At 44.0% G+C, this 14,724-nt stretch carries 13 protein-coding genes; 10 read left to right on the forward strand and 3 right to left on the reverse strand.

What is annotated here, in order from left to right:
• The first annotated feature begins 47 nt into the window (after positions 1-47).
• From A4S05_RS12320 to A4S05_RS12360, 9 genes are all read left to right on the forward strand, one after another.
• Complete coding sequence (locus A4S05_RS12320; RefSeq protein ID WP_141699706.1) at positions 48-2,090, forward strand: phosphodiester glycosidase family protein; 2,043 nt, start codon at positions 48-50, stop codon at positions 2,088-2,090.
• Positions 2,091-2,358: 268 nt separating this feature from the next.
• A complete protein-coding gene (locus A4S05_RS12325) occupies positions 2,359-2,778 on the forward strand; it encodes a cupin domain-containing protein (protein ID WP_069070111.1) in 420 nt (139 codons plus the stop codon).
• Positions 2,779-3,026: 248 nt separating this feature from the next.
• Positions 3,027-3,350 (forward strand): HesB/IscA family protein, encoded by a 324-nt coding sequence (locus A4S05_RS12330; protein WP_069070153.1) that lies wholly within the window; start codon positions 3,027-3,029, stop codon positions 3,348-3,350.
• 124 nt (positions 3,351-3,474) lie between these two features.
• Positions 3,475-3,858 (forward strand): 30S ribosomal protein S12, encoded by a 384-nt coding sequence (gene rpsL / locus A4S05_RS12335; RefSeq protein ID WP_015214573.1) that lies wholly within the window; start codon positions 3,475-3,477, stop codon positions 3,856-3,858.
• A gap of 523 nt (positions 3,859-4,381) precedes the next feature.
• The gene (gene rpsG, locus A4S05_RS12340) at positions 4,382-4,852 is read left to right on the forward strand and encodes a 30S ribosomal protein S7 (protein WP_069070112.1); all 471 of its coding nucleotides are present in this window, start codon (positions 4,382-4,384) and stop codon (positions 4,850-4,852) included.
• Between the two features lie 138 nt (positions 4,853-4,990).
• Positions 4,991-7,069 (forward strand): elongation factor G, encoded by a 2,079-nt coding sequence (gene fusA, locus A4S05_RS12345; RefSeq protein WP_069070113.1) that lies wholly within the window; start codon positions 4,991-4,993, stop codon positions 7,067-7,069.
• 23 nt (positions 7,070-7,092) lie between these two features.
• Positions 7,093-8,322, forward strand: coding sequence for an elongation factor Tu (tuf, locus tag A4S05_RS12350; RefSeq protein WP_069070114.1), 1,230 nt, complete (start codon positions 7,093-7,095; stop codon positions 8,320-8,322).
• A 187-nt stretch (positions 8,323-8,509) separates the two neighbouring features.
• The gene (rpsJ, locus tag A4S05_RS12355) at positions 8,510-8,827 is read left to right on the forward strand and encodes a 30S ribosomal protein S10 (RefSeq protein WP_008232935.1); all 318 of its coding nucleotides are present in this window, start codon (positions 8,510-8,512) and stop codon (positions 8,825-8,827) included.
• Between the two features lie 212 nt (positions 8,828-9,039).
• A complete protein-coding gene (locus A4S05_RS12360; RefSeq protein ID WP_069070115.1) occupies positions 9,040-9,687 on the forward strand; it encodes an LON peptidase substrate-binding domain-containing protein in 648 nt (215 codons plus the stop codon).
• Between the two features lie 114 nt (positions 9,688-9,801).
• Here the strand turns inward: A4S05_RS12360 and pheA are convergent, their stop codons facing one another.
• Complete coding sequence (gene pheA / locus A4S05_RS12365; RefSeq protein WP_069070116.1) at positions 9,802-10,677, reverse strand: prephenate dehydratase; 876 nt, start codon at positions 10,675-10,677, stop codon at positions 9,802-9,804.
• Positions 10,678-11,111: 434 nt separating this feature from the next.
• On the opposite strand from pheA, the gene A4S05_RS12370 reads away from it, so the two are divergent.
• Positions 11,112-11,699, forward strand: coding sequence for a DUF1997 domain-containing protein (locus tag A4S05_RS12370; protein ID WP_069070117.1), 588 nt, complete (start codon positions 11,112-11,114; stop codon positions 11,697-11,699).
• A gap of 122 nt (positions 11,700-11,821) precedes the next feature.
• Here the strand turns inward: A4S05_RS12370 and A4S05_RS12375 are convergent, their stop codons facing one another.
• Together A4S05_RS12375 and A4S05_RS12380 are read right to left on the reverse strand one after the other, a co-directional pair.
• Positions 11,822-12,478, reverse strand: a complete 657-nt coding sequence (locus tag A4S05_RS12375; RefSeq protein WP_069070118.1) for a ribonuclease HII — start codon at positions 12,476-12,478, stop codon at positions 11,822-11,824.
• Between the two features lie 8 nt (positions 12,479-12,486).
• Entirely contained in the window at positions 12,487-14,661 is a 2,175-nt protein-coding gene (locus A4S05_RS12380) for a ribonuclease E (protein ID WP_069070119.1), read from the reverse strand.
• Positions 14,662-14,724 lie beyond the last annotated feature (63 nt).

Below are 14,724 nucleotides of genomic sequence, written 5' to 3' on the forward strand. Positions count from 1 at the left end.
GTTAGTTTATACCTTGGATGATAGTTTTCAAAAGTACTTAGTAAATTATGGTAAAAATGCCGAATTATTGCCAATCAGGGATTAGCGATGGCGGAGCCATCGCCAAGGGCGAACGCATATTTTTCCGGGCTACTGTATCACCAATACTTTTGACAGTACTTTGCTTAACTACTACCTGTGCTACTAACGCCCAGCAGTCTCCAACAAACGCCCAATCAATACCCAGTTTAATTTCACAGTCATCTGCACCTCCTTTAACAGGTGTGGCATCCTCTGGTAATCAAATTTCCCTCAATGGGCGTACTTTACCAGGAACTTGGTTGCAGCGACCTGGAAAAGCCGGCCAGGTGACAACTCATGTCAGTGATGGTGCTTTTAAGCAATTAATTGGACTAAATTTTTTAAATAGTAGTAATTCAGCGAGGCAACCAGTACAGTGGTTTTCGTCGATGACAAAGCCACTGGTTTTAACCACCAGGCTAGTAGGAGCATATCGCTATCTGGATATTACTAATTTTGCTCAAACATCTGGATGGCAGATTCAAGCTAATGGCAACACCTTGGTGATTGCTACCCCAAAAGCACAAATCACGAATATTGTTCAGAGCCAGGAACCTCCAGAGGCGAGTGCCCCTTTGCAACAGGCTCGGATTCTTGTCGATTTAGATCGTTCAACCCCCTGGCAAGTTGTACAAGGGTTAGCGATCGCAAAACCCCAAACTCCATCCTCTGATCCAGACACGCCAACCCCAAAAGCCACTACACCGCCAAATCGCCAGTGGACAGTTACCCTGGATGGAATAGCCGCCCCTGTTTTGATAGAACGCTATACCCCCCAGCCAGCAGCACCACCAACATTGCTGCCAAACCTGCTTAAACAATTATCACCAGTTACACCAACACTAGATCCTGAACCACTGATTCAAAAAGTGGAGGTGCTGAAAAACCAAACGATTATTAGTCTGAGCGTTCCCTTTGGTCTATCACCTCAAGTTACTACTGTAGCTAATCCCAACCGCCTGATTATCAATATTCGACCCGATCCTCTAGAAGAACGAGATATTACTTGGGCCCCAGGATTGCGCTGGCGACAGAATTATGTGAACTTAGGCACAGAACGCTTTCCTGTGGTCTGGTTAGAAATTAGTCCCCGCAAATTTGGGCTAGCGTTAAAACCTATGTGGGCTAGTACTGATGGGCTGACGGGTACTGCTCCCTTAATTCAAACAGCACAACGTTACTTAGCAATAGCTGGAATTAATGGTGGTTATTTTAACCGCAATAACAGATTACCATTAGGTGCGATTCGTCAGAATAATCAATGGTTATCAGGCCCCATTCTGAATCGAGGTGCGATCGCTTGGAATGATTCAGGCCAATTTTACTTTGGTCGTCTCACCTTAGAAGAAACTTTAATTACAGCAAATGGCCAGCGTCTACCAATTCTGTTTCTTAACAGCGGTTACGTCCAGAGTGGTATTGCTCGTTACACACCAGCTTGGGGATCAACTTACACGCCCATAACGGATAACGAAATTATCTTAGTGGTACAGAAAAACCAAATTACTAACCAGTTACCAGGCGGCAAAGTTGGAGTCACAGCGGTTCCCATTCCCCAGGATGGCTACCTACTAACTTTACGCGCTAGTGCTGCTAGTGCTGCCTCACAACTACCTATTGGAAGCGCAGTAAATATTTCCAGCGTCACAACTCCAGCTGATTTTAGTCGTTATCCCCACATTATTGGAGCAGGACCGCTATTAATCCAAAATCGTCAAATTGTCCTTGATGCCAAAGGCGAAAAATTCAGCAATGCCTTTATTGCCGAAAAAGCTATTCGCAGCGGTATTTGCACAACAGCAACAGGCACACTGATGATTACTGCCACACATAATCGTGTCGGCGGTTATGGGCCTAATTTGGCAGAACACGCCAAATTGATGCAACTCATGGGCTGTGTGAATGCCCTAAATTTGGACGGCGGTAGTTCCACCAGCCTTTATTTAGGAGGACAACTACTCGATCGTTCACCTAGTACCGCTGCTCGTGTTCATAACGGAATTGGTATTTTCCTGCAACCACGAAAATGAGGGAATGGGAGAAGTCTCTTAATCATCAATACCCAATGCCCCATCCTTTTTTAAAGTTTAGAACAAGCTATCATTTTGCTTGATGAAGAATTGGTGTAGACATCACAGTTTTAGTAGTGATGGTTTACACCATAAGGTTTGATTTTGCTATGTTTATCAAGGTGCGACAAAACTGCTGATTTTCAAGGTTGCAAGATAGCACCAGATTTTTGATCAATAGTTAAGTTAAGAGTACCAACGGTTTGTTATGTCTCCAAATGAGGTAACTATGGCTCGATATCAAGAAACTACACAGACTGAAACTCTACACCTACCTCCAGCCATAACTTCTAGGGGCGTCGCTGCAACTGAATTACGTCCTTGGGGCGCTTTTACAGTTTTGGAAGAAGGGCGCGGATACAAAATTAAGCGCATCGAAGTTAAGCCTGGACACCGCCTCAGTCTACAAATGCACCATCACCGCAGCGAACATTGGATTGTCGTCTCTGGTACAGCTAGAGTAGTTTGTGGTGAGAAAGAAGTACTACTAAGCAATAATGAATCAACTTATGTACCCCAATGTACATCTCATCGTTTAGAGAATCCTGGCGTGATCCCCTTGGTGTTGATTGAAGTGCAAAATGGCGAATACTTGGGAGAAGATGATATCATCCGCTACCAAGATGATTATGCCCGCACCAAAGATTAAAACCAAAAAAACGCTAAAGCTCTAATCCCAAAACTGAATACATTTTTGTGCAAACCGTCTTTGTGTACGAATTACTGCACCCCAGAAGTCCCTACCTTATTAAGGTGGGGACTGAAGCATATTAGTGTTATAAATGTAGTAATAGCGATCGCGCTCATGCCTTCGATGAATTGGAATTTTGCAGAAGCGAGGGTCAACCCATCTGTAAAATGAAAGATGGGGTATTCAATATGCAAAAAACTAGTTCCATGATTCATCTGAGTCAAGCAGCCGCAAGTGAAATTGGGCGAATAAAGTCCAAGCAGCCAAATGTATTGTTTCGATTGGCAGTAAAACCAGGTGGTTGTTCCGGGTTATTTTATGATATGTCTTTCGATGAAGCAATAAAAGTTGGCGACCAGATTTTCGACTTGGATGAAATTCAAGTAGTCATAGATGCCGCAAGCTTAAATTACCTCAACGGTTTGAGGGTGGATTATTCAGAAGACTTAATGGGTGGTGGTTTTCGCTTCCAGAATCCCCAGGCGATCGCAACCTGTGGCTGTGGCAATTCCTTCTCCATTAATAATTAAGTAATCGTTCAAAGAAGCAATAAATGGCAAATGACAAATAACAATTGACATAAAACCGTAAAAAAAGATATAATCAGGATTTGTTAAAACTTAGACATATAAGCAGCTTTACGCGCTGTAACTCATGCCAACAATACAGCAGCTAATACGTACTGAGCGCGAACAAGCGCGTCAGAAAACCAAGTCTCCGGCTCTGAAACAATGCCCCCAACGTCGGGGAGTTTGTACCAGAGTATACACGACCACACCAAAGAAGCCTAACTCAGCTCTACGAAAAGTAGCAAGAGTCAGGCTTACATCTGGATTTGAAGTCACAGCTTACATTCCAGGTATTGGTCACAACTTACAAGAACACTCAGTTGTGATGATTCGTGGTGGTCGGGTTAAGGATCTACCGGGCGTGAGATACCACATTATCCGTGGCACCCTAGATACAGCCGGAGTTAAAGACCGCAAACAAGGCCGTTCCAAGTATGGAACCAAGCGTCCGAAAGAAGCGAAAAAATAGGATTAGGCGATTAATCGCATCCAACACGATTAATCGTCTACCTTAAAAGTGCCAAGGGCAAAAAAACTATCAGGGTATGTGTTTTAACAGCAGTTATGAAAGCTGTTAAAGTCTGTTTAAAAAAATCAAGCTACACCTACACTAAGCGAGCAAGTGTAGAAGTTCTGAGGAGAACGCTGTAACCCACAGCAGGATTCTAATCTGGACATTAAGGTTTAGAATATTGTCCCCTTGAGTATTTAGTTGCAGGTAGCAAGTCAATGAATTTTAGATTTTAGATTTGCGATTTTGGATTGGTCGAACCCACGAGGGGATGAGGCTTAAAGACTTTTGATTTTTTCCAATCCTTGTGGTCGGAACATTTACCAAAAACTCTAATCCAAAATTGGCAGTCAATAGGTCAGCCTTGCTGCAACAGTCGAAAACAAAATTGAGAAAGTCTGAGGGTTGGGTTCCACAGCTTTTAGTTTCCGGTGTCTGATAGCATATAATTTCGTTGCCAATTCCGAATTAAAGGTGAAGTATGTCTCGTCGTGGTGTTATTCAAAGGCGCCCAGTTCCGTCTGACTCCGTATATAACAGTCGCCTTGTGAGCATGATTATCAGACGGATCATGCGTCATGGCAAAAAATCACTTGCCGCACGTATTGTTTATGATGCATTAAAAACTATTGAGGAACGCACTGGTGCTGGTGCTTTGGAAACCTTTGAAAGAGCAGTGCGAAATGCCACGCCTTTAGTAGAAGTAAAAGCTCGACGAGTAGGTGGAGCAACTTACCAAGTACCAATGGAAGTGCGTACAGAACGGGGCACTACCCTAGCACTGCGTTGGTTAGTGCAATATTCCCGCTCTAGACCAGGCCGGACAATGGCAAGCAAACTGGCAAATGAGTTGATGGATGCTGCCAATGAGACTGGCAATGCCATTCGGAAACGTGAAGAAACGCACCGGATGGCGGAAGCTAACAAAGCATTCGCACACTATCGTTACTAAGTAGAAAAGCGATATATCGCCTTGCCGAAGCGGTATATCGTGGATTTACAAAACAAAGACGGTTTTCCGTAAAAGTATAGAATCTTAACAAAGAGTAATATACAAGATATCATGAGGCAAAAACTATAGGAGGTAGCTGTGGCACGCACGATCCCGCTAGAGAAAGTACGCAACATTGGTATTGCGGCGCATATAGATGCGGGCAAAACAACAACAACAGAGAGAATATTATTTTACTCTGGGATAATTCATAAAATTGGCGAAGTTCATGAAGGAACTGCCGTCACAGACTGGATGGATCAGGAGCGGGAGCGAGGAATTACCATTACTGCCGCTGCAATCAGTACCAGTTGGAAAGATCATCAAATTAACATTATCGATACTCCGGGTCACGTAGACTTCACAATTGAAGTTGAGCGTTCCATGCGTGTGTTGGATGGTGTAATCGCGGTATTTTGTTCTGTGGGCGGCGTGCAACCGCAGTCCGAGACAGTGTGGCGGCAAGCAGAACGCTACAAAGTTCCTCGGATAGCCTTTATTAACAAAATGGATCGCACCGGAGCGAACTTTTATAAAGTTCACGAGCAAATCCGCGATCGCCTGCGGGCGAATGCGATCGCTATTCAACTACCAATTGGTAGTGAAAACGACTTCCAAGGTATTGTTGACCTAGTACGGCAACGTGCGTATATTTACGCTAATGACCAAGGAACCGATATTCAGGAAACTGATATCCCCGAAGCATTGCAAGCTCAGGTAGACGAATTCCGCACCAAGCTAATAGAAGCCGCGGCAGAAACCGATGATGCTCTGATGGCTAAGTACTTCGAGGGAGAAGAACTTACAGAACAGGAAGTTCGGACTGCCCTGCGTAAAGGCACAATTGCGGGGACAATTGTACCAGTACTTTGCGGTTCGGCATTCAAAAACAAAGGCGTGCAATTGATGCTCGATGCAGTTGTCGATTACCTGCCTGCGCCAAGTGAAGTACCGCCAATTCAAGGCTTACTGCCAAATGGCGATACTGTTGAGCGGCGGGCTGATGACAACGAACCTCTAGCAGCTCTGGCATTCAAGATTATGGCTGACCCTTACGGTCGCCTGACATTTGTTCGTGTTTATTCTGGTGTCCTGAAAAAGGGCAGCTACGTTCTCAACGCTAGTAAGAATAAAAAAGAACGGATTTCCCGCTTAGTTCTAATGAAGGCAGATGATCGGCAAGATGTCGATGAACTGCGAGCGGGTGATTTAGGAGCAGCTCTGGGATTGAAAGACACCTTGACAGGTGACACGCTCTGTGATGATGGATCGCCAGTAATTCTGGAATCCCTATTCATTCCTGAGCCTGTAATCTCCGTGGCGGTTGAACCTAAAACCAAGAACGACATGGACAAGTTGTCCAAGGCTCTGCAATCTCTCTCCGAAGAAGACCCCACATTCCGTGTCCGCGTCGATCCGGAAACAAACCAAACCGTGATCGCGGGGATGGGAGAGCTACACCTAGAAATTCTAGTAGACCGGATGTTACGAGAATTTAAGGTGGAAGCGAATGTAGGTGCGCCCCAAGTAGCTTACCGAGAAACAATTCGGAAAGCTGTGAACAAAGTTGAGGGCAAATTCATTCGCCAAAGTGGTGGTAAAGGTCAATATGGTCACGTTGTGATCAATTTGGAACCTGGAGACCCCGGTACTGGCTTTGAATTCGTTTCCAAAATTGCTGGCGGTTCAGTACCTAAAGAGTACGTTGGCCCCGCAGAACAAGGAATGAAAGAAAGCTGCGAATCCGGTGTTCTAGCTGGATATCCGTTGATTGATGTCAAAGCGACGCTAATTGATGGGTCATACCACGATGTAGACTCTTCGGAAATGGCTTTTAAAATCGCTGGCTCAATGGCGATGAAAGAGGCTGTGCTGAAAGCTTCACCCGTCCTCTTAGAGCCTATGATGAAAGTTGAGGTTGAAGTTCCTGAAGACTATATCGGGAACGTCATTGGCGACCTCATTGCTCGCCGAGGGCAGATTGAAAGCCAAAGCACCGAACAGGGACTTGCTAAGGTCGCATCCAAAGTTCCACTGGCGACCATGTTTGGCTACGCCACTGATATCCGGTCAAAAACGCAAGGTCGGGGTATCTTCACGATGGAGTTCAGCCACTACGAAGAGGTGCCTCGCAGCGTAGCTGAAACTATCATTGCAAAAAGCAAAGGGAACGCTTAGTTAAAATAAGGAAATGAGTATTCATGGCACGCGCAAAGTTTGAAAGGAATAAACCCCACATCAATATCGGTACAGTTGGCCACGTTGACCACGGTAAAACTACCTTGACAGCAGCCATCACCATGACCTTGGCAGCTATGGGTCAGGCTGTAGCTAAAGGCTACGACCAAATTGATAATGCTCCCGAAGAAAAAGCACGGGGTATTACCATCAATACCGCTCACGTAGAGTATGAAACAGCAAATAGACACTATGCTCACGTAGACTGTCCAGGACACGCTGACTATGTGAAAAACATGATCACCGGTGCTGCTCAGATGGACGGAGGTATCCTCGTAGTTGCTGCTACCGATGGTCCTATGCCCCAAACCCGTGAACACATCCTGTTGGCAAAACAGGTAGGCGTTCCCAGTCTGGTTGTCTTCTTGAACAAAGAAGATTTGATGGATGACCCAGAACTCTTGGAACTAGTAGAACTAGAACTTAGAGAACTGCTTTCTAGCTACGATTTCCCTGGCGATGATATCCCTATTATCAAAGGCTCTGGTCTGCAAGCTCTGGAAGCAATGACCAAGAATCCCAAGACCCAACGTGGTGAAAATCCTTGGGTAGATAAAATCTATGAACTGATGGATGCTGTAGATTCTTACATCCCCACACCTGAGCGGGATGTTGATAAACCCTTCTTGATGGCTGTAGAAGACGTGTTCTCAATCACAGGTCGTGGTACTGTCGCCACTGGTCGGATTGAACGGGGTGTAGTCAAAGTTGGCGATAACGTTGAACTAGTGGGTATCAGAGATACTCGCGCTACTACCGTAACTGGGATTGAAATGTTCAAGAAGAGTCTTGAGCAAGGTATGGCTGGAGATAACGCTGGCGTACTACTCCGGGGTATCCAGAAGGCTGATATTGAACGGGGTATGGTAATTGCCAAACCAGGTTCAATTAAACCTCATAATGAATTTGAAGGTGAAGTGTACGTCCTAACAGAAAAAGAAGGTGGTCGTAAGACTCCATTTTTCGCAGGCTACCGTCCCCAATTCTATGTGCGGACAACCGATGTAACTGGTACTATCAAAGCCTACACTTCCGATGAAGGTAAAGAAGTAGAAATGGTGATGCCAGGCGATCGCATCAAGATGACAGTAGAATTGATCAACGCGATCGCTATTGAACAAGGAATGCGCTTCGCTATCCGCGAAGGCGGTCGCACCATCGGTGCTGGTGTCGTTTCAAAAATTATCAAGTAGCAAGCACCTTTTTGCTCATAACGAAGGAGCAGAGATGGTATTTATTTTGCCTCTCTGCTCCTTTCTCTTCCCCCTATAAATAAGGTAATAGGTTACAGGGGACAGGCAATAGTTTTCTGTAACCTATAACTTGTAACCTTTAACCTGTAAATACTCCCCTAATTACGCAGAACCTGGAAAATTAAAGATGGCAACTCTACAGCAGCAGAAGATTAGAATTCGTTTACAGGCCTTTGATAGGCGCTTATTGGATACATCTTGCGAGAAGATTGTAGACACAGCTAACCGCACCAACGCTACAGCCATAGGCCCAATTCCTTTACCAACAAAACGCCGGATCTATTGTGTGTTGCGATCGCCTCACGTAGATAAAGATTCACGGGAACACTTTGAAACCCGTACTCATCGCCGGATTATTGACATTTACCAACCCTCTTCTAAGACTATTGATGCCCTGATGAAATTGGATCTACCATCGGGCGTAGATATCGAAGTCAAACTTTAATTTAGTCATTAGTCATTGGTAATTTGTCATTAGAAAAGACAAAGGACGAAGGACAAAAGACAAATTACATTAGTATTAATATTTACATAGCCCTGAAGAAATATATCTCAGGGCTTTTATTTAGCTAGGAAACAAATGATAGAATGTAGACAAAATACGGGAAAAGCAGAGAAAAGGAAAATTTTAAAGATTAAGTTTATACTAAGGTAACAATGACATCATCTTCTAAAATTGCAGTTCGCGAACTACCTCTGTTCCCGTTACCCGAAGTAGTTCTGTTTCCTACAAGGCCATTACCCCTGCACATCTTTGAATTTCGCTACCGAATCATGATGAACACGATTTTGGAGAGCGATCGCAGGTTCGGTGTTTTGATGTTCGATCCAGTCAAGGGTACAATTGCAAACACAGGTTGCTGTGCCGAAATTATTCATCACCAACGGCTGCCAGATGATCGGATCAAGATGTTGACTTTAGGGCAGCAAAGATTTCGTGTATTAGAATATGTTCGTGAGAAGCCATACCGTGTTGGCTTAGTAGAGTGGATTGAAGACCAACCACCTACTAAAGATTTGCGACCTTTATCTTCTGAAGTAGAACAACTACTGCGAGATGTTGTGCGTTTGTCAGCCAAGTTAACTGAACAAAATATCGAACTGCCAGAAGATTTGCCTGACCTACCAACAGAGTTATCTTATTGGGTAGCTAGTAACCTTTACGGTGTCGCTCCAGAGCAGCAGCTCTTGCTAGAAATGCAAGATACTGCAACTCGTCTAGAGCGAGAAGCAGAAATTTTAACCTCTACTCGTAATCACTTAGCAGCTCGTGCTGTTCTCAAAGACACATTTAATGAAAAGTGAGGAGTTAAAAATTAGGAGTGAGGAGTTAGGAATTAGGAAGAAATAACAAAAAATAAAAGATTGGCAACTTATAATTTATATTCCCTAACTGAATCACTGATAACTCTTAACTTCTCAAGTAACAGTGCTGATCGATAAAACATTGTAAGCACCAAGAATTTTTAAAATCTCTGTGTGGGTAGTTAATTCTGCTAAAGCAGATTGCATCTGTGCCTCCTTGGCATCCGCTTCTAAATCCATAAAAAATAAATATTCGCCTAGCGATCGCTTCGTCGGACGAGATTCAATTCGGCTGAGGTTAATTCCTAGTTGAGCAAATATTTGCAAAGGCTTGACTAGTGCTCCCGGTGTGTTGGCAGGCATACTAAAAGCCAGCGATGTGTGACTAGCAGACGCTTTTGATGTCTGGTATCCAGCATTAGCTTCGCCATGACTGACTACCCAAAAACGAGTAAAGTTTTCTGGATAGTCGTTAATGCAACTAGCAAGTATGGGTAATTTGTAGAGTTGAGCAGCTCTACTAGAAGCGATCGCTGCCGTTGTTGTATCTTGCCCTAATCGCTGTAATGCTTCGGTTGTAGAATTGCTGGGAATAATTTGTGCAGTCGGCAGAAACCGCTCTAACCATCCCTGACATTGTGCCAAAGCTTGCGGGTGAGAGTAAACAGTTTTTATCTTATCTAAATTAGACGCGCAGGAAATTAACATATGGGCAATGGGTAATACCAAAGCCAATTGAATTCGCAGACTGTCTAATTGCCAGAGTGTATCCAGTGTTGTGGTTACACTCCCTTCAATAGAATTTTCCACTGGCACAACAGCCAACTGGGCTTGACCATCAGCAACGGCGTGTAGTGATTGGGAAATACTGGGATAAGGGCATAATATAGCTTCAATTCCCGTACTTTTGCTCAACCAGTTGACATAAAAAATAGTTGCTTGTTCTGCGTAAGTGCCAGGAGGCCCTAAATGTGCGATGGATAGAGTCATGCCTTTAGCCTTAAGTTACGAGTTTAATCAGTAAATAGAGGTATGGTATTTTCGTCTTGGCAAATATATCTAAAATTTACGCACTAAAGAAATAGACAGAAATATGTATCCAGGAAAACAAGTCATGGAAATCAGTCTTTTTTCAGATAGATTTCCTGGCAGTTTTTTTGCTAAATTTCTCTGAAGATTTCAAAAGAATTATATTAGTTTCTGTATAAATAATGATGCACATTTTGATTTTTGTGTCAAGAGTCAATTCCTAATGTATATTTATTGAACTAAAGATAGTAATGGGAGTACCAACTTTTTGCTAATGATGGATAGTTGAGAAACAACAATCATTTTTATGGTCAATAAATTTTATACTTTTCTCATAATCAGAACTAAGTTGTTAAAAAATATTAAAATTAAGAAACAGATATTTTTATTCGCTCATGGCTACCCGGTTTACTGCCTCCCAATCGGTTGAAATCGCTGTTCCAGAGCAGCCTATTCCCATTCAGCACTACTTGCGTCAGCCTCAACGTCTAGTTAAGGCTTTGGTTGACAATAGCCGGATTCAGCAGGTTTCTGAGGAGGTATTTCGCTTGAAAATGCGCCCACTAACTTTTATGTCACTAAGTATTCAACCTACTGTGGATATGAGAGTTTGGGCAGAATCAAATGGAATAATTTATTTGCGATCGCTAGGTTGTGAAATCCTGGGTTTCGAGTATATTAACCAGCGCTTTGCTCTCAATTTAAAAGGCTATTTGTCTCCCAAAGAGTTTAGCACTGGCACTCGCCTGCAAGGAAAAGCTGATTTAGAAGTGCTGGTGGATTTCCCGCCGCCATTTTCCTTCACGCCTAAGCCGATTTTAGAAGCTACTGGAAATGGTCTGCTTAAAAGTGTGCTGTTGTCGGTCAAACAACGGTTATTAAATCAACTTTTGGCAGATTATCGCTACTGGGTGATATCACAAACCAAAGATAAAGAACTTGATGGTGATAGTAATGAATTGCCAATCCTGAATGCTGAGTAATTTTTTAACAAACAGAATTCAGGAGTCAAAATTTAATTCTGTAATTAGTGGCACGACTGAATCCCCGACTAATTTATTCTGAATTCTGAATTCTGAATTCTGTATTCTGTATTCTTCTTCAATCACTCAACACTCAGGCGTTTGATTTGGCAAGGACGAAAAGACTGACGATGCAGAGGCGAAGGCCCGTATTGTTGCAAAGCCAGCAAATGCCGCTGACTACCATAACCCTTGTTACTTTCTAGGTTGTACATAGGGTATTTTAATGCCAGACGCAGTACCAAATCGTCACGCCAAACCTTAGCAACAATACTAGCAGAAGCAATAGCAAGCGATCGCTCGTCTCCTTTAACTATTGTTTGTTGTGGCAATAGCAAGTCTTTTATCAACTGATTGCCATCAACCAAGCAAATTTCAGGCTGTACCTTTAACTTCAGCACAGCCCGCTTCATTGCTAATAGCGTCGCTTGCAAAATATTTATCTTGTCAATTTCGGCAGTAGAAGCAAATCCAATTTTCCAGTCTATAGCCAGCTCGCAAATTTGCTGCGCTAGCTGAGTTCTTCGAGAACTAGATAACTTTTTACTGTCTTTAATTTTAGCTGCCATTAGTATTGGCAAAGCGTGATCTGGTAGAATCACTGCTGCCGCCACCACAGGGCCAAATAAAGCACCTCGCCCTACTTCATCCACACCTGCAACCAACCCTGGAATCCCTGACAAGGTAGAAAACTCTAGCCAAGTGGATTTTTCCAAAGGCGTTGGCGATGTTTCTACCATAAAGCAAATTAATTATCCTCAATCGCTGAGGAACGACGACGGCGGCGACGGCTGGCAGTAGCGCTACTATTAGCTTCGCTTTCATCTGCGATCTCGTTCGCGGCTGCGGCTTTCGCAGACAAGCGTCCCGAAGGCTTCACAGTTAACTCTGGTGATTCAGTTGTCTCTTCGATCAAAGATTTTTGTTCTGGTTCAATAACTTTTGGTGTCGGTATTTTGCTTGCGGTTATTTCAGGTGTTGCTTTTTGTGGAATAGGAGTTATTTCAGGTATTGCCTTTTGGACAATAGCGGTTATTTCAGGTATTGCTTTTTGGACAATAGTTGATTCTGAGGTTGATTCAGTTGGGGTCGTTGGCAATTGACCGGGCTGAATCACATTAATAATCACAGACTTGGTATTTTTAACCTCTTGCTCTAACTTCACCAAGGGAGATATGCCCATCAAGGCAAACATATCCTGTTCTTGGAGGCTCATTTCTACAGTTCTAATCTCCGGTGGTTCTACCACTGGTTTAACTGGTTCTGCCTTGATGATTTTAGTGCGCTCTACTCTTTCACTCCAACCTGGTTTACCAAGGGTGGGTGAGGGAATTTCTGGTGCAACTCCTAGTTCTGGTTCCATATCAAGGTCTAAGTCTGGCTCGTTGACAAAAGCCAGTGGATTGGGAACAACCCGAGCTTCATCTTTCCCGTTTAACCCATTGACACCAATGCGACTGCGGCGAGTGCGGGTACGACGCTTATCATTAAGCTCTTGATAACTAGGATGATTGATCAGATTTAGGTTACTCAATTCCGAGTCGCCGTCAAATGCTTCCCCAAATCCATCGTATGTTTCTCGTGGTTCAGGGGTGCGGGCAGATGGCTGACGTGGTTCTCGGTGAGGTAAGGATACAAAACGTTCGCGCTCTGGTGTCTCTGCCGGTATCGGTAATCGGTTTTCGATTTCTCCAGGCAGACGCACGGTATGTCCTAAACCACCACAGGTTGGGCAAGTTTCACCAAACAATTCGTAAATATTTTGACCCTGACGTTTGCGAGTCAGTTCTACTAGACCCAGTTCAGTAAGTTGGGCAATCTGGGGACGAGCTTTGTCTGCTTTGAGTGCTTTATTAAAGTGTTCGAGAACTTGTAATTGGTCACGTCGCGATTCCATATCGATAAAATCAACAACGATCACTCCGGCGATATTCCGTAGACGCAACTGGCGAGCAATTTCTGTTGCCGCTTCGCAGTTTGTCCACAAAACTGTTTCTCTAGCTGTTGCCGATCGCGTGAAGGAACCTGAGTTAACATCGATTACGGTTAATGCCTCCGTCGGCTCGATGATGATGTAACCTCCAGAAGGTAAGTCTACCCTTGGTTTCAGAGCTTCTCTAATGGCCGCAGTGATGCGGAAGTATTCTAAAATTGGGGAGCGATCGCGATGATGGTCAATCAACAATCCCTGCGGTGTTTGACCACCACTCCAATTCTGCAAGTACTGTTTGACGCGTTTCAAACCAGTACTGGAATCTACGACAATCCGATTTACATCCGCGCCGTACATATCCCGCAATACGCGCTGAATAAAATCATCGTCTCGGTTGAGCAGTGCTGGAGCACGGGTAGAATGGGCTTCCTGCTGAATGGCCTCCCACTGCTTTTGCAGCAACTCCAAATCTTCCATAATTGCTTCTTCGGGTTTGCCTTCTGCTTCTGTACGCACAAGCAAACCCATTCCCGCCGGTTTGACCAAAATCGCTAATGCCCGTAAGCGGTTGCGCTCACTTTCACTTTTAATTCGTCGGGATAAATTTACGCCCCTACCGTATGGCATCAGTACTACGTAGCGTCCAGGTAAGGTGATATTACCCGTGAGTCTGGGCCCTTTTGTCCCCGTTGGCTCTTTCATTACTTGCACCAAAACTTTCTGTTGTGGTGCAAGTAGTTCTGTAATTGCCGCTGCGGTACGCTTGAGCTTCAATGGCCCCAAGTCGGTGACGTGAATAAAACCGTTGCGCTCTGGGTCGCCAATATTGACAAAAGCCGCATCTATCCCAGGCAAGACGTTTTCTACTACTCCTAAGTAGATATCACCTATTTGATGATGACCTGTAGCAACAACGAGTTCCTGTATTTGATCTTCAGAAAAAACCGCAGCAATTTGGTGCTGCTCCGCGATGATAATTTGTTTCGGCATTCAATTTCCTCAAAAATTGGCAGCACTTACAGGTTTGAGGTTTGTTGTATCAAGTCCGGTTAA

The sequence above is a fragment of the Nostoc sp. KVJ20 genome (assembly GCF_001712795.1).
Classification (GTDB): Bacteria; Cyanobacteriota; Cyanobacteriia; order Cyanobacteriales; family Nostocaceae; genus Nostoc.